12 protein-coding genes (1 of these 12 cut by a window edge) are annotated in these 15,964 nt (G+C 70.5%); 6 read left to right on the top strand and 6 right to left on the bottom strand.

Annotated elements, in window-relative coordinates; all coding sequences use genetic code 11:
* Positions 1-254: 254 nt before the first annotated feature.
* Together POL25_RS08100 and POL25_RS08095 are read left to right on the top strand one after the other, a co-directional pair.
* The gene (locus tag POL25_RS08100; protein ID WP_272085337.1) at positions 255-878 is read left to right on the top strand and encodes a hypothetical protein; all 624 of its coding nucleotides are present in this window, start codon (positions 255-257) and stop codon (positions 876-878) included.
* Positions 879-1,099: 221 nt separating this feature from the next.
* Complete coding sequence (locus POL25_RS08095; RefSeq protein WP_272085336.1) at positions 1,100-1,852, top strand: hypothetical protein; 753 nt, start codon at positions 1,100-1,102, stop codon at positions 1,850-1,852.
* 55 nt (positions 1,853-1,907) lie between these two features.
* Here the strand turns inward: POL25_RS08095 and POL25_RS08090 are convergent, their stop codons facing one another.
* Positions 1,908-2,639 carry a hypothetical protein gene (locus tag POL25_RS08090; RefSeq protein ID WP_272085335.1) on the bottom strand — a complete coding sequence of 244 codons (732 nt, stop codon included), beginning with the start codon at positions 2,637-2,639 and terminating at the stop codon, positions 1,908-1,910.
* A gap of 237 nt (positions 2,640-2,876) precedes the next feature.
* Here POL25_RS08090 and POL25_RS08085 point away from each other — a divergent pair, with 237 nt between their 5' ends.
* Both POL25_RS08085 and POL25_RS08080 read left to right on the top strand, forming a co-directional pair.
* The gene (locus tag POL25_RS08085) at positions 2,877-4,076 is read left to right on the top strand and encodes a peptidoglycan-binding domain-containing protein (protein WP_272085334.1); all 1,200 of its coding nucleotides are present in this window, start codon (positions 2,877-2,879) and stop codon (positions 4,074-4,076) included.
* A gap of 115 nt (positions 4,077-4,191) precedes the next feature.
* A complete protein-coding gene (locus tag POL25_RS08080; protein WP_272085333.1) occupies positions 4,192-4,872 on the top strand; it encodes a hypothetical protein in 681 nt (226 codons plus the stop codon).
* Positions 4,873-4,883: 11 nt separating this feature from the next.
* Here POL25_RS08080 and POL25_RS08075 read toward each other — a convergent pair whose 3' ends face one another.
* A complete protein-coding gene (locus tag POL25_RS08075) occupies positions 4,884-7,415 on the bottom strand; it encodes a hypothetical protein (RefSeq protein ID WP_272085332.1) in 2,532 nt (843 codons plus the stop codon).
* Positions 7,416-7,441: 26 nt separating this feature from the next.
* Positions 7,442-8,290, bottom strand: a complete 849-nt coding sequence (locus POL25_RS08070) for a hypothetical protein (protein ID WP_272085331.1) — start codon at positions 8,288-8,290, stop codon at positions 7,442-7,444.
* Between the two features lie 197 nt (positions 8,291-8,487).
* Between POL25_RS08070 and POL25_RS08065 the strand changes: the two genes are divergently transcribed.
* Complete coding sequence (locus tag POL25_RS08065) at positions 8,488-8,850, top strand: hypothetical protein (RefSeq protein ID WP_272085330.1); 363 nt, start codon at positions 8,488-8,490, stop codon at positions 8,848-8,850.
* 60 nt (positions 8,851-8,910) lie between these two features.
* Here POL25_RS08065 and POL25_RS08060 read toward each other — a convergent pair whose 3' ends face one another.
* Complete coding sequence (locus POL25_RS08060) at positions 8,911-10,185, bottom strand: hypothetical protein (RefSeq protein WP_272085329.1); 1,275 nt, start codon at positions 10,183-10,185, stop codon at positions 8,911-8,913.
* A gap of 1,019 nt (positions 10,186-11,204) precedes the next feature.
* On the opposite strand from POL25_RS08060, the gene POL25_RS08055 reads away from it, so the two are divergent.
* The gene (locus tag POL25_RS08055; protein ID WP_272085328.1) at positions 11,205-12,422 is read left to right on the top strand and encodes a hypothetical protein; all 1,218 of its coding nucleotides are present in this window, start codon (positions 11,205-11,207) and stop codon (positions 12,420-12,422) included.
* A 256-nt stretch (positions 12,423-12,678) separates the two neighbouring features.
* Here POL25_RS08055 and POL25_RS08050 read toward each other — a convergent pair whose 3' ends face one another.
* Together POL25_RS08050 and POL25_RS08045 are read right to left on the bottom strand one after the other, a co-directional pair.
* Complete coding sequence (locus POL25_RS08050; protein WP_272085327.1) at positions 12,679-13,770, bottom strand: hypothetical protein; 1,092 nt, start codon at positions 13,768-13,770, stop codon at positions 12,679-12,681.
* Between the two features lie 151 nt (positions 13,771-13,921).
* Positions 13,922-15,964, bottom strand: partial view of a pentapeptide repeat-containing protein gene (locus POL25_RS08045; protein WP_272085326.1) — the 3' portion only. The gene runs 594 nt beyond the window's last position; only the last 2,043 of its 2,637 coding nucleotides appear in the window; the start codon falls outside the window, past its right edge; its stop codon occupies positions 13,922-13,924.

Genomic DNA, 15,964 nt, shown 5'->3' with positions numbered 1-15,964 from the left:
AACTGACCCTGCTCCGTGGACCTCCAAGCGTTCGCACTCGACACTTCGACGAAATTCCCCCTTCGAACCGCTTAAGCGCGCCCCTTCAAAAAATGGAGTAAAGTCGGTCCCATGCCAGAGAGGGCCAGACCATGGGCTTGATGAGTTTCCTGAAGGGCCTGTTCGGGAGCCGCCCGATCGATGTCGATGACGACATGCCCGCGCTCCCCCCCGCACCCGTCCCCGCCTTCACACCCGCACCCGCACCCGCACCCATGCCGATCCAGCCACCCGCTCCCCCGCCCCCGCCCCAATTTCGCCTCACCGAGCGCTACCCGACCGAGATCGACTTCCCGGCGGTGCTCCGCCGGGCTGGCGTCGAGGTCGAGCAGCAGCAGCGCGTGACCAAGGCTCAGGACCTGCTGCGGAGCCTGCCGGAGAACTCGCCGGCCGCGCTGAAGCGGCAGATCGTCGAGGCGGCGTTCACCGCCTTCGATGTCCCGACGCAGAAGATCATCCAGGCCGCGAGCGCCGAGGTGGAGGCGCTGCAGGCGTTCATCCGCGAGGGCGGCGCGCGGGCCCAGAAGGTGATCGACGAGGGCACCGCACGCATCGCCGAGCTCGACGCGGAGATCGCCGAGATCCGCGAGTCGATGGCCGCCGCGCTGGCCGACCAGGCGATCCGCGACGCCGCCACCGAGGAGCAGATCGCCGGCGTCAAGCCGATCCTCGCGTTCTTCGCCCAGCAGGAGCCCGGCCTCGGCGACTCCATGAACAGCCGCGACGTCCCGCCGCCGGCCTTCATGCGCGAGCCCTCGCAGGCGAACTTCATGAAGCCCCGCGCCGCGCAGCCCTCGGGCCCGCTGCCGGGCTTCCTCACCGACATCGACGTCGAGTGAGCCCGCCGCCGGCGAGGCCCGCCGCCGCGATGGAGCGCGCTCCATCGCGGCGCAGGTCGATCTCGCCTCAGCGGCACGTCGAGCGCACGCGTCGGGGTCGTCCATCAGGGTCGCGCCCCGCATGCACACGGGCGCCGCGTCGATCGGCGTCGTGCTCGTCGAGCTCGTGGCAGCGCGTCACGGCGGGCGGGGTCCCGTACACTGCCCGCGAGGAGCAGACGATGAGCCTGTGGGACCGCATCCGCGGCGCCTTGGGACGCCCTTCACGACCGCCGCCGGTCGCTTCGCCGGAGCCCGGCGACGCACGAGCGCGGGCGCAGGCGCCGGGCCTCGCCGAGATGCGCGCCCTGCTGCGAGCGGGTATGACCCGCGACGAGTTCTTCGAGGTGCTCGACGAGTTCGCAACGACCCGCGGGCTGGTCGCCCTCGGCGCGGGCCGCAATTTCTCGCAGTACACCGCGGGGAAGTATGCGACCGGCACGAACGTGCGGACCGTGTTCACGCGCGTGCGCATCGACCCCGGCACGTTCGCGGTCGAGTTCGACGATGTGACCTTCTCGAGCTCGACCGGCCTGCTCCTCCATGGCAACCAAGAGCCCGTCACCGTGATGCCCTACGGCGTCGCTTCGGGATGCGAGTGGAACTACGTCGCCGACGGCCTCGCAAACATCGACCTGACGGGCACCCCGTTCCGCATGCTCGACAACTTTGCACGCTCGGCGCCCAGGGGGCGGGCGGGGCGGTGCTCAGCCAGGACGACCAGGTCGCCGACATCACCGGCGGCGGCGCCTGCGGCTGGACCAGCCCTGGCTGCACGTTCGGGCCGCACGAGCGCAACAACTCGACCGTGCTCCAACTGCAGTATATCGACCCGTAGTCACGGCGCGAACAGCCATCCGGCGATCGTGGCGACCGCGTCGGGGTGCCAACCGAGCTGCAAGTGGTTCGCCTCCCCGCCGGACGCCGCGGGTTGACGACGAACGGCGGCGCGAGCGGTCGTCGCGAGCGGCGTATCAGCGGGGGATGGCCTCACGAGCCCCAGCTCTCGACGCACATCTCGCTGGTCGTGGTGAGGTTGGTGCCGGTCAGGCAATTGTAGCGGTCCGAGGCGGTCCCCAGGCCCAGGCACGTCGTGAACACGTCGGGGGCAGGCAGGTCGCCGAGCAAGGCCGGCCCGGCTTGGAAGAGGCCGTTCAAGTGGCCCCACTCGCGCCGGACCGCGGTCTCGTCGTCGACGATCAGGATGAAGCCGTCACGCGTGAACTGCCCGTCGCCCGCCGGGTGACAGATCCAGCGGATAAACCCGGGCGTGCGATCGCGGAGCGCCGTCAATGCACACTCGACCGCGGCAGGGTCCACGAGGAGCTCGCCATTGGCGACGAAGCAGTTCATGCCCGCAGGGTCGACCTCGACGATCGGGCACAGCTCCTCGCCGCAGGTCGGCGGCAACGGGCACGGGCCGCCGTCGCAATCCGGATCGCCGGCATTCGGGCCGGTGAAGTCGTCCTCGGGGATGCACGCGCACGCACCCTCCTCGCCGGCCGTGGTCGGTTGCGGCTCGCCGCTCGAGCTCTCGGTCGTCGTCGTGGGCTGCGGCTCGCTGCTCGAATTCGCGGTCGTCGTCGAATCGCCGGTCGGCGTCGACTCGCTGCTCGTCTCGCTGGCGCTGTCTCCGTCGCTCTCGGCGGGGCATCCCGAGCTCGCGCCGAGCAGCAGCGTCAGCGTGAATGTGCGTATCTGTCTCGTTATGCGTGCGGGCATGCGAGCGTCGAAGGTAGCAGGCCGCGGGCCGAACACGGCGTGAAAGGTCGTGAGGAGCCGGCACGCGCGCGGCGGCCCCGGCTCGCAGCGCCGGCGGAGCCGGGTCGGGCCCGTGCGAGGCTCATGCGAGCGGACGACGTGCGTCCGCGCGAGGTTGGCGGAGCTGTTGGGCTCGTGCGCGGAGCCGCGAGTTTCGGTGCTTGACAGGGGAGTGGTCTGCTTCTCATGATCCCCACCATGCCCGCCGAGCGTTCGATCGTGCACGTCGAGCTGCGAGCCGATGGCACCATCGCCCGTTACGACGTCCCGAGCGGTCAGCACACGATCCTCGCGGTGCATCGCCCGAAGGTGCACACCTCGGAGGCGCCGTGGACCGACTACCTGCCGCGCAGCGTCCTCTTGCTGCCGCGGGTCGGGCCGCGCCACCCGTGGGCGCCGGTGGTCGCCTGGCTGCGCCATCTGCAGCAGCACCTCGACCACGGTGGGCTCGTCGTCGGTCACCGCGAGGCCGGCGAACCCGAGGAGTTCGCCGAGGTGCGCGCGCGCGCGCTGCTGCACTTCCTGCGCGACGAGCAGTCGGCGTGGGTCGCGCTCGCCAGCAAGCACGGGCGCGTCCAGGACACCCAGGTGTACCTCGACTATCTGCAGCGCGTGTGCGGCTGGAACACCGCCGTACCGGCGATCTCCGACGTCGCCGACGCTGCCACCGCGCGCGCCGTCGAGGCGTTTCAGCGCACCTACAACCGGGCCTTCCGCGCCGACATCTTCGAGGACGGCGTCATCGGCGAGCAGACGCTCGGCGCGTTGTTCGAGGTCGCCAAGGCCGAGCTCGTGCACTGGCTCGAGCTCAACGACACCAGCCTCGACGCCATGCGGTTCCATGAGGCAGACGGCGTCCTGGCCGTCGACCCGGCCTTCGACGGGCGCCGCTGGACGCAGCTGCTGGCGATCCCCGCGAGCGACCGCTACGACCTCCTGCGCGAGCCCGTGGGCGCCGGTCTCTACCCGATCGCGCGCCTGCTGCCGCTGCCGGTCGCGGAGGCGCGGGGGCCGACGCATCACGTGCTCGAGATCCGCGTGGTCGACGAGTGGGGCGAGCCGCTGCCGCACCTCGCATACGAGCTGACCGTCGCGCACGAGACCCGCTTCGGCGAGACCGACGAGCACGGCCTGCTCGCCGAGCCCTTCATGCCGCCCGGCGACGTCACCCTCCGCCTCGCCGACGGCGCACCGGTGCTGTTCCACGACCTCTATCAACCGCGCCGGGTCTTCCCGCTCTCGGCGGGCGACGATGGCATCCACGACTTCGAGGCCGAGTACCATGCGCGCGATGACGACGACGACGACGACGACGGAGACACCGACGAGCTCGACGAGCTCGAAGAGGACGACGAGGTCTGGGACGCCCTCGCCGACGAACAGGTCCCTGCGGGCTAGCGCGTTCATCGTCCTGATCCTCGCGGCCTGCGGCGCTGCGACGGCCCCGGTCGCGGCCCCCAAAGCCGAGCCCGCCCCGGCCGCCGTCGAAGTCGCGGCCGCTGCGAAGCCGGACGTGGGCGCCCCCGCGACGACCGCCCCGCCGCCCAGCAGCCCCGCTGCCGGCGGGCCCGTCTTCAACAAGCTCACGGTCCCGGGCGATCGCGCTCCGAACCTCGCCCTCGGCAAGGAGGAGCAGGCGGCGATCGACGGCGCCTGCAAGAAGCTGTGCAAGGACCCGGCCTGCACCTGCGATGCGACGCGGCCGATGGAGCAGTACATGCTGCTGCGGCAGTTGAAGCCGATCAAATCATCCGAGCGTAGTTATGGCTGGAACGTCCTGCAGCGGACGGACAAGGGCTGGATCACGCTGGTGGACGCCGAGATGCTCCCCGGGGGCGACGAGGTCACGCGACCGCACGATGCGTGCGGCCTGCGAGGACCCGATCCGCTGCCCGAGGGCCTCGGCCTCGTCGGCGTGAAGCTCCCCGATCTCAACCTCGACGGGCGCCCCGATCTGCTGTTCGAGTGCCGCTCCGGGCACCGGCACGACGTGCATTATTGCCTGTCCGACGGCGAATATTGCAGGACGCTCGCCATGCGACTCACGCTCGACGGCGAGCTCCGCCACGACGTCGACCTCGAGTTCCGCGACGGGTGGTTCCTTCCCACCGCGCGAGTCGACCGATGGGATGAGTTCAAGGGGAACATTCGCGTCGAGGGGGTCGACACCCCGGACCCCGCTCCCGGTCGGTGAGGCCGCGGGCCTCACAACTGCTTGCGGACCCGTACGAACGCGTCCTCCATGGCGAGCTTCACCGGTGATTTCTTCTTGGGCTTCTTGGGCTTTTTGCCCGTCTTGCCCTTGCTCTTCGTCCCCTCGTCCGGCGCGGGTTGCTCCTCCTGGGCAGTCTCGTCGTCGCCCGTCTCGTCCTCGTCGCCCGCGGTCTTCTTGCCGGACGCGGCCCTGCCCACGGCCACGATCTCCCGCGCCGTCTTGAACATACGCGAATCGGCTCGCTCGCCCTCGCCCGCGTAGCGCATCACCGCGCGCAGCCACGAGCACGGGTACTCCGTCCGGCCGGTCTCCGAGTCATCCGCCAGCGGCTCGCCGAACAGCTCCGGCCAGCGCGAGGCATCCGCGGTGCAATGATAGGAGTTGTCGCCCTGGTTCGCGGCCAGCAGCGGCTTCTGGTCCGGCCCGAGCTGGAGGCGATCCAGGCACTTGGCGCACTCGTAACGCGTGCCGCCCGGCACCTTGTCGTACGTGCAATGCCGGCAAGATGCACCTCCCGGCTGGTCGGGTTTGAACTTCGAGTCGAACAGCTTGGCCGCCCGCTTGCACGAGTTCGTGGCGCCCGTCCAGTTCCCGGGCGTCGGCATCTTCCCGCCCTGGGGCACCGGGATGCCGGCCACCCACTCGTACCCGTCGACCTCGTTCGCCCGGCCTGTCGGGGTCACGCCCTTCATCACCGTGGCGAGCGTCACCTGGCCGCCGCCGACCCCGCGAGAATGCACGATCGGACCGAAGTAGCCGGGATGCTGGGCCTGGACCCGACCGACGCTGTTGGTGAACAGCTCTGAATAGGCGTACTTGGTCACCGAGCCGCCGTGGCGGCCCCAGTTGCTCCAATCGATGCCGTTGATCGGCACCCGCCGCGCCTTCTCGTCCGGGCTGGTCGCCAGATCGCCGACCGCCTCGGTCGCCCTATAGCCCGATTCATTCTTCTGCCGCTCGAGCATCATGAACGGCGGCATCACGAACGTGCCCTTGTCCTTGCACGCCTCGATCACCAGATCGGCGTAGGCGTCGAGGTCCTCGGGCTCGTTCTCGATGGTCGGGGGGAAATGATAGACGAGCTTGCGCCCCGGCTGCCTGGTGAGCTTGCCGCTGCCCGAGCCGATCGGCACCTCCGACAACATCGCCAGGATGTAGAACGCCGTCGCGTGATCGATGACCGCGTAGCGATGCAGCGCCTCGCGATAGGGCGTGAAGGTCTCGGGCAAGCCTCCGACGATCTTCCGCAGATCCTCGAGCTGCTCCGGGGTCGCCGCCGCGATCGCATCGGCGTATCGCTTGTAGCGAGCGATGGGGGCCTCGAACTGCTTCTTCAGCTTGTCGTCGCCGGCGACGTCGACGAGGATCTGATCGAGCTCGGCCACCCGTATCGCCTCCGGGGCAGGGTCGCACGCCAAAACGAGGGCGAGGTCCTGGCCGAAGTCGACCCATGGGTCGAGCTTGGGCTCGGCGCGCGGGATCTGTGCGAACTGCGGGTGCGCCAGCACCTCCGCGAGGCTTCGGACCTTGCGCTCGGCCTTCGATGCCTTGATCGAAGCGAGGTCGAGCGCGGGCGCCTCCTCCGGCAGCAGCCCCATGCCCTTCCGGAGCGCCTTCAGGGCCTTGGCTCGCAGCGCGGCCGCCTTCTTGACCGGCAGCTCGGCCGCCTTCGATTGCTTGAACAGCGCGATGCCGCTGTCGTACGAAGCGTGCGCCGGAGCGAGCGCCGACAGGCGGTCGGCCAGCGGATAGATCAGGGTGGTAGCGATCGGCTTGATCGGGTTGTCGGGCAGCTTCGGATCGAAATAGATCGGCTTGGAGAAGCCCTCGAGCGTGGTCTGGCGCAGCTCGGCGTCGCTGACCGTCGACTGGCTCGGATCGGTCGTCGTCGGCACGCCATAGAAGAACGAGATGTCGAACTTGAACGCCAGGATCGCGCCGACCAGCGTCGCCTCGAACACGTGCGCCCCGCCGTACAGCCTGGCCACGTTGCGCTCGCGGTTGCCGTAGTACGCGAGGTACAGCAGGTCGCGCTTGAGCTGGCGGACGTGCATCGACTTGGTGGCCACGCCCGGCTCGGAGTCGCCGTATTGCCGCGTGACATCGCTGTTGCCGAACCGCAGCACGTGGCCGTCGTAGGGGCGCACGTTCAGGCGGTGCGCGGTCGCCGGGCCGGCCTTCGCGGGTTGATAATCCGCCGTCTGCCCGGTGACCGTCAGCAGCTCGAACGCCCGCTTCCACACCGACACCATCGCGTCGAACACGACCGGCGCCCTGGTCGTCATGTCGGGCGGCGCCTTGCGCAAGTGGTCGTCGAGGTACACCAGGAGCCCCTCGCGTCCGGCCCGCTTGCACGCCGGGCACGGCACTGCGCTCTTGTTCGCCTGCGCCGCCTCGTAGCCGGGGATCTGGTCCTCCGGGTACAGCAAGATCACCGAGGTCAGATCGAGCAGCGGCGAGCGCAGCTTGAGCGGGCAGTCGGCGTGGGTGCAGGTGACGAGGAGCTCGGTGTCGGTGGGCATGGGCTGCGCGATGGACGTGGCAAGCGTCAGGGCGAGGGATCGCGGGGGATGTCGACGAGCTCGAACCAGCCTTTGCCCGCTTCGATGTCGTCGACCCGCACGCTGGCGGTCCCGTCCAGCGCGCCGGATCGCGTGGCGCCATCCGGGAGGCGGAGCCGAAACTGCGCGCCCGCGAAGGTTCGCGCCGGTTCGTCGGCGTCGACGACGCTGACGCCGATCCAGGTCAGCGCCGGCAGCGTCGTCGGCTCGAGCGGCGGCGGCGTCGGCCGCGGGGGCACGGGCGGGCCGCTCCATGTGTAGCGGTGTTCGTCGACTTCGACGGCGACGAAGTCCCGCTCCAACAGATCCGCGAGGGCATCCGCGCTCCGCTGAGCCTGGCTAAGCGCGTGAAATCCGAAGGTGGCGGCAGAGTGGGAAAGAAGCCGCTCCGCGACGAGCTGGGCGTCGCGGGGCGAGAGCCGGTGGACGTCGTGCGCGGGCACCCTGGACACTTTCCCCTCGAAGCGGACCTCCACCAGGCCTCGCGCCGCGTCGGTGGGGCGCCAAACGCAGCTCGACCGCACGATGCGAACCGTCCGCCCTCCAGGGCTGAGTCGGACTTCGGCCTCCTCGTCGAACATGCAGCGCCGAGAGTAGAGCAACTTCACGGCGCACGCAGCGGCGGCCGTGACTTGCTCGATAAGAAGCCTCCTCGGAGCCGAAAGCCAAGCGTTCTTGGAGACACCGGGCGTGGCGAGGCGCTCAGATTCGAGCGTGCAGGTGGCCCGGATTTCTGCTCCGGCGTGGACGCTCTTTGCTCCTTCGTGCTCATGCCCTTGGACCCTCTCGACTCCCGACTCGAAGAGGGTGCCCATCAATCGGGGCAGCTTCACCATGCGGCTGCGGCCGCGACGCTGCTGGCGACGGCGTTGGCCCGCGAACCGAGAGTCGCGTAGGATGGCGGCCGATGCCTCGAGGGGTCCGGAGAGTCTGGTGCGGTCTGGCGATCCTGATGATGGCGTGTCGCGAGGCGCCGCCGCCCCGGGAGCCCGAGGCGCCCGCGCAGGGGCTTGCGGCCTCGACAGCCGAGACCGTGCCGGCGTGCTGTGCGAGCCCCGAGGAGATCGATCGACTGGCGGGCACGAGCGTCCGACTGGTCGGGGTCTATCAGGCGATGGTCATCGCGCAGCGCAGCGACGCGAAGCCCGACCTGTCGCAAGCGGGGGCGGCTGGTATCCTGAGCGAGAGCGGCCAGCGCGTGATCCTCGGCGTCTATCACGGGGCCGATGGGGTCCGCTCGATCGAGGAGCGCCAGCAGTACGACGGCAAGCGGGTCGAGGTGGTCGGGATCCTCGAGAAGCGGACGCCGGTGTCCATCGGACCGGATGGTCAGGCCGAGGCGACCATGATCAACCCGTACGTGCGCTCGATCGCGTCGATCCGCGTGATCGAGTAGCAGGACGCCGGCTCTCGCATGATTCACGGCGCCGGTGGGCTGCACACCGGCGCCGCTCGGCTACTCACATTCGCACGTGTTGTCGCCGGTGTGCAGCCCGTCCGGTTGGCACGACCAGCCGGCGGCGACGCAGGCGTAATAGCCGGTGCAGTCGACACAGAGCTCGGCGAGGAAGGCCGGACATTGCGCCGCGATCGGGTCGGGCTGGAGCCCGCAGGCTTCGAGCACCGTGTTGATCTGCGCGGCCGCGGCGGTGCAGGCCGCCATGTTGTCGGGCGGGCTGTCGCACGCCTCGCCGAAGCCCGCGCGAATCTCCACCGCCGAGGTGCCGCGGGCCAGGTACGTCCTGTCGTTGTCGCTCTGCTCCTCGTCGAGATGGCGCTGGACGTAGATCCAGGCGAACCCGTCGACGGGGACCGCGGCCAGCACCGCCGCCGGGATCGTGAACGCCCCGTCGTCGGTCATGCGGCAGTGGATCTCGGTCCATTGTCGCGCCCCGACGGGGATTTCGCTGATGACGAGCTTGAGATCGAGCGGAGCGTCGGCGGTTCCGGTCCATTGCAAGCTGAGGTCGTCGCGGCCGATCGGCGCGTCGAAGTCCGGGGCGCTGAAGCTCAGCGCCGGCGGCACCACCGGGCCCGGGAGGTCGGCGTCGCCGACCAGGCCGCCGCGCACCTCGAACGCCAGGCGCGTCCCGGGCGCGGGGTCGTCCTGCGGGTCGATCGAGAACCAGTGATAGAACGGATCGGCGCCGTGCTCCAGCGTGCGCATGGCGCCGGCGACCTCGACGCGGACCTCGTCGGCGCCGAGGAACATGACGTCGTCGCTACCCCCCACGCCGTCGACGTCGAAGACGTTCACGCCGCAGTCCTCGACGCCTTCGAACGGGTCCAGCACGTCTCCGGTCATGAAGCCCTGCGCTCCCGGAGCATTGAAGAACTGGGCCCAGGCGAACGCGCCCCCGTAGATCAGCGTGCCACCGGCGAAGCTGTGCGACTCCTCGACGACCAGGACGCCGTCGATGCCCGGCAGGTAGGGCCCCGGGTCGGTCGGAATCTGCCCTCCCGTGGTCTCGGAGCCGGTCCCATCATTCGTGGCCGATTCGGCCGAGCTGTCCCCGCCGAGGCTCGTGGAGCCGGTCTGACCCGGCCCGGTCGGGCCCTCGGTCGGCGTCGTCTCACTGCTGCTGGTGCTCGCCGATTCGCTGCCGACGCCGGTCTCCTCGCCGCCCGTCGTATCCCCGCCGCCCGGCGTCTTGGGGCCGCAACCCGCGAGCGCGCCGACGATCCACGCGCTGTAAACACCCGTACGCTTCCAATTCGAGGCAAAGTTCATGGCGGGCAGTTTACTCAACCGCGCCGCGTCGGCCAAAGCGCAATCTCACGCCCTCGCCGGGCGCTGTACCGAGTCCTCCGGGCACGAGTGGGTCGCGCCTCGCCGGGGCCGAGCCCTGCGGAGGCGCAGCGGCGGTCGGGCCTTCGACGATGTGCCCGCGTCGCGCTCCGGCGGGCGGGCGCCTCGGCCGGGGGTACACGGTCGAGTTCGCGGGGAGCTCTGTTGATTCGAACGCGACGCACTGTACATAGTCGTGCGGCCCGGCGGAAGTCACTCGCGTAGCCGCCCGACGCCGCGCGGATGTCCCGCGTGCCGGGGTGCCGTCCGGTCGGCCCGCCGATGTCGGCGACGACCCGCGAGTCTGCTGCCATGATGATTTGGCCGCTGCCACGAATGTCGAGAGGTGGCTTCGCGCTGTCGGGGCCTCGCGGCGCTCATCGGGAGACCGAGTCGAATTCGCGGGAGTGGGGAGCGCCAGGGGTCGGGCGTGGGCGAGAGCGTGAGGGCGAGGACGTGATGGTGGTGCCGCGAGAAGGCTGGGTCCTCGAAGCCTCCGACGTGGGTTCCGTGAACGTCGGGCATCGCATGGAGCTGCAGCCCTCGCTTGCCCTGGTGATGGACACCACGTGTCCACGGTCTGTACACTTTCGTGGTCCCGGCGGGTAAATCCTGCGCGGCTAAAAGGGGAGAACGAAATGAACGAGCTTGGGTTCGGGCGTCTCGGGTGGAAGGGCGTACTGCTGGCATTCGTGGTCGCGCCGGGGTGTGGCGGGGGCGGAGGCGGTTCGTCCGACGGTTCGCAGGGCACGAGCTCTGGCGTGAGCGCAGGCAGCTCGGGGGAGGCCACGACCGGGCCGGGGAGCGGAGGGCCGGGAGGCTCGCCGACCGAGACGGGGAGCGCGAGCACGAGCGCAGGGGGCTCCACCGGCACGAGCGACGAGCCCACGAGCGGCGGGGTCGTCACCACGGATACGGGGGACGGGGAGGCGTCTTGCGCGATCACGCCTGCGCGTATTCGCGTGACCACGATCAACGTGGGCAAGCCGGTTCAGAGCAACGAGGACGAGGTCGCGCTGAAGCCGTTGGTGGTGTCGCCCATGCCGTCCGGAGGGTCGCGCGTGGCGTGGATGGGCGACGACGGGCAGGTGCACGTGGCCGAGCTCGATGCGAGCGACAACCTCACGGGGGCGGAGGTGAGCGTGCCGGCGCATGACTTCGCCGATCTGCACGCGGACGACGGGGGCGGGGCGCTGCTGCTGACGCGCGAGGCGGAGGGCGGCGGGACGCTGAACTGCGGCGCTCCGACGAATCTCTGCGGTATGCCGCCGAATCCGCCGGTGCCGTGCTTCGATATGTACATGGTGCGCTTCGACGGCGCCCAGGAGACGTGGGCGACGAAGCTGACGAGCTCGAGCGAGGCGCTGCCGCCGTATTCGACGGGGCCGGAGGGGCCCGAGGTGTTCATGATCTGGTGGTACGCGCACCACGGGCGGATCGCGTTCGACGGGGAGCGCTATGCGGGGTACTTCGGGGCGGCGATCAGCGTGTCGCAGGGCGGCTGCATCAACATCCACCAGGGCGACCGGATGCAATTGGTGGGTGCGGACGGGGCGCTCGCGAGCGGCGGCTTCGATTGGGGGTGCAGCCACAGCGGATACGAGCGCGTGCTCTGGGACCCGGCCGCCGAGAAGTTGGTGGCGGTGTGCAAGACGGACAACAACAACCGCATCGCGTTCGCGCCGGCGATCGAGACGATCTATCCCGTCGATCTGGCGTACTCCAACCTCGGCGACGTGGTGCCGGCGCCGGACGGGGGGTACTGGCTGACGACGAGCGACATTCGCCCGGGCGAGCCTGCCAACGCGGCAGGGCTGGCGGACGTGCACCTGCTGCACGTCTCGAGCGGAGAGGCCGATCAGGACCTGGTGCTGGCGAGCGAGGCGGGCCTCAACGCCCGGGCGCCGCACCTGGCCGCGTACGGGGCGAATCACATGATCGCGGCGTGGGAGACGTCGCCGGCCGCGGGCGACCTGGCGCCGAACGACGACGGCCGCAAGCTGTACGTGCAAGCGCTCGACGCGGCGACCGGCGCGGCCGAGGGCAGCCCGGTCGAGGTGCCGGTGCGGGGCAATCGTTATCAGTCGTTGCGCGCGTTCCCCGACGGCAGCGTGGCGTACGCGGCGCGAGGCAGCGGGGGCAGCGAGATCGATATCTTGCGCGTGTTGCCGTGCCCGTGAACGGTAGGTCGCGCGGCGTGGGGTCGGGCGGTCGATGAATGGCTTGTGCAGGGATGAGCCGGCCTCGGCCGGCTGCCGCGCCGTGGCGAGTGGCGACGGGCCCTGATGCAGGGGGCTTTGCGTGGGTGATGGGCCGACTTCCCCCAGCCGCAGCGCTTTGGTGGCCCAGGCGCGTGATGCAGGGGGTATCTGGTTTTGGTAAACGGGCGAGCTGTGTTTTGCGTGACCGGGAAGGTTGGCCCGCTTTGCGTGCTTGCTACCCCTGCGGGAAGCCGGTGTTGCACTCGGTCAGCGGGCCGGCGAAGCCGGTGTCGCCGGGCGGGTTGCCGCTGGCGAGGGTGGGGCCGGTGGCGAGCACGGGGGAGAGGGCGAGGGTGACGGGGTCGGCGGAGAACACCTCGGCGTCGACGCTGAGCACGTAGAGGCGCGAGATGCCGTCGTCGAACAGGGGGCCGCCGAGCGAGTGGATGCCGTAGGTGCCGCCCATGCCGAGCATGGTGCCGGTGCCGGTGGTGTAGTCGAGGTTGTAGATGGCGCCGGAGTCGATGCCGAAGCCGGGGTTGTCGATGACGGCGCCGCGGGCGTCGATGCCGGGGCCCATGTCGTCGATGTCGGCCGAGACGGCGACCATGAGGTCGGTGATGACTTCGTAGGCGAGGTCGCCGGCGAGGTAGTCGCCGGTGAACCGCAGCAGGCGATTGCCGGTGTTGCTGACGCTGTCGAGGCCGGTGTCCATGAGATAGACGCGGCCGTCGCAGTCGGTGTAGAGCGCTTCGATGTAGATGCCCCCGGGCAGGTCACCGAGCATGACGACCTCGACGTCGCTGCCGTCGGTCGGCGGGGCGGGGATGTGGAACAGGCGGGTCTGACCGTCGACGCCGCGACCGCCGAGCAGCGAGCCGTCGTCGAGCATGGTGAGGCTGCACGAGTTGACCACGCCGGCGATGGTGGGATCGGCGAGGAGGTTGCTGGTGACGAGCTGGGCGACGCTGCCGTCAGCCTTGTCGAGCTCGATGTAGACCAGCAGATCTTCGACGCTGTACCACAGCTGCGGATGCGGGAGCGGGCGCGGCGGGGGCATGTCAGGCAGGCTGCCGAGGTCGAAGATCGGGCCGCCGCTGGTGGTGGTGCCGGAGGTGCTCGTGGTGCTGTCGTCGGTGGTGGGCTGCGGGGCGGTGATGCCCGTGATGCCGGTGCTCGTGGGCGTGACGGGGTCGGTGGTGCTCGTGCCGGTCGAAGGGTCGCCGGTGGTGACGGCGGTGGCCGAGACGTCGCGCCCCTCGGGTGAGTTGCAGGCCAGCGCCAGGACGGTGCACAGGGTCGCGGCGCTTCGCTTCGTCGTCGTCATCACAGCGGCGATGATATCCGCGAGGCCGGGGGGCGCGCCCGGCAAATCGCGGCGCACGCGGGCGGGGTGCGGCCTCGTCCGCAAAGGGCGGAGGTGCGAAGTCGGTGGCGCATCCGTGCGCTGCGGGAGCGCGCAAGCGGTGATGGGCGAATCACTTCGGACGCACGCCGTCGGGCCAGCGGGTGCGGGCATCGTGCTTCACGTCGGGCAGCGCCTTCGGCAACAGGGCGCCGCGCAGGTCGGCGCCGGAGAAGTCGGCGTATTGCAGGCTGGCGTCGCGCAGGTCGGCGTCGGTCAGGATGGCGCCGTCGAAGCGGGCGCTGGCGAGCTCGACGCCGAGGCGGGCGCCGTTCAGCCGGGCGCCGGAGAAGACGGTGCGATAGCACCTGCCGCCGGTGAAATCGACGCCGCGCAGGTCGGCGTTGCGGAACACGGTGTCGAACAGATCGACGCCGCGCAGATCGGCGCCGACGAGGTCGGCCCCGGTGAAGTCGAGGACCTTCAGCGAGTAGGCGCGCAGGTCGAGGCCGGCGAGGTCGATGCCATGGATCCGGGTCGGGAAAACTTCGCCGCCGAGCTCGATGTAGCGCCGGCGCCAGGTGTTCCAGCGCTCGGCGGCGTCCGCGAGCTCGCCGCGCAGGAGAGCCCGCGCCTCGTCGGGGGTGGGCAGCAGGAGCTGCATGAGCGCGGCCTCGTGGAGCTTGATGAACTCGGCGCCCTTGGCCTTGAGCGTGTCGAGGACGGTCTGCGAGGGCTTGTCGCCGAGCGCGAGGTGGGTGACGCGAGCGTCGGGCTTGCTGGCGATCTCGCCGCCGAGCTCCTTGATGGTCGCTTCGCGGAGCTGGGGGCCGGCGGTCTTGAAGCGACCGGCGAACAGGAAGCGCGCGCCGGCGAGGCGGCGCTCGAACATGGTGGGGGGAGCCGTCGAGGGGGGCGTCGTGGCCGGTTCGGGCGCGAGCAGGAAAGGCTCGCCGAGCTCGGGCTGCGCGGCGTCGAGTGTATGGACGACGATGTCGCCGCCGGGGCCGACGTGGGCGACGTCGGCGCCGCGGACCGCCAGCGGCAGCTCCTCGAGCTCCCTCGCCGGGAACACGTCGTCGTCGCTTTGCTCGAGCCAGCGCGGGTCGGCGGGGTCGGAGACATCGACGAGCAAGAGCCGGCCGGCCGAGTCGGCGACGGCGAGCCGGGTGCCGACGAAGGCGACCTGGCCGAGGCGCACGCCCGGGCGAGCGAGCCGCGCGACGGTGGTGCCATCGCGCGGGTCGACGAGGAGGATCGCGCTGTCGGCGTCGTAGTGATTGACGCTGGTGTCGAGGCTGACGGCGATGTAGCCGCGCGCGGACACGGCGAGGCCGCGCACGACGACGTCGCCGCGGCCGCTGGCGAGCGGGATGTCGCGCAGCGAGGTCGGCGTGGGCGCCCATCGCCACAGGTGAAGGCCGTCGTCGGCGGTCACGAGCCAGGCGTCGCGCGGGCCGAAGGCGCAGGCCTGGGTGCGCTCGGCGTGCGGCAAGCTGGCGAGGCGAGTGCTGCGCTGCAGGTCCCACACCTCGACGTTGTCCTGGGCGGGGACGGCGAGCAGGGCCTCGTCGCGCGAGAGGGCCAGCGGGCCCGAGGCGTAGGTCTCGAGCTCGAAGCTCGAGGGCTCGTCGGCGTCGAGCCCGACGAAGATCTTGTCGTAGTCGAGGCGTACGAAAAGTCCCGAGGACAGGCCGAAGACGTCGCTGGGCGGGAAGGTGACGGGGAGGGCGGTCGAGCTGCCGGTGGCGCGATCCCATGCGACCCACGAGCCGTTGGAGGCGGCGACGACGGTCTCCTGCGTGAGCGCGAGGCCGAGGATCGGCGCAGGCGCGGCGTCGTGGACCCGGGGCTCGCCGGTCGCGGCCGACCACACACTCAGAGCGCCCGTGGTCGAGCTGGTGGCGAGCCAGCGTCCATCCTGCGAGATCGCGGTGAACGAGCCCTGCGCGTGGCGCCGGGGCACGTCGAGGGCGAAGGTCTGGCCGCCGCCCGGGAGGTTCCAGGCGCGCAGGCGGCCCTCGTTGCCGAGCGAGAAGCCGCGCTTGCCGTCGACCGAGACGCCGACCCAGCGACAACCCGCGGCGCCGCCAGCGTCGAATTGATGATAGCCGCGGAATCGTGGGACCGGCTTGAGGCCGGGCAGGTCCCACAGCTCGACTTTGCCGTTGCCGTG

This window comes from Nannocystis bainbridge (assembly GCF_028368995.1).
Lineage (GTDB): Bacteria > Myxococcota_A > Polyangia > Nannocystales > Nannocystaceae > Nannocystis > Nannocystis bainbridge.
The sequence above is the reverse complement of the archived record's forward strand: the minus strand, read 5'-3'. Positions and strand labels throughout refer to the sequence as shown.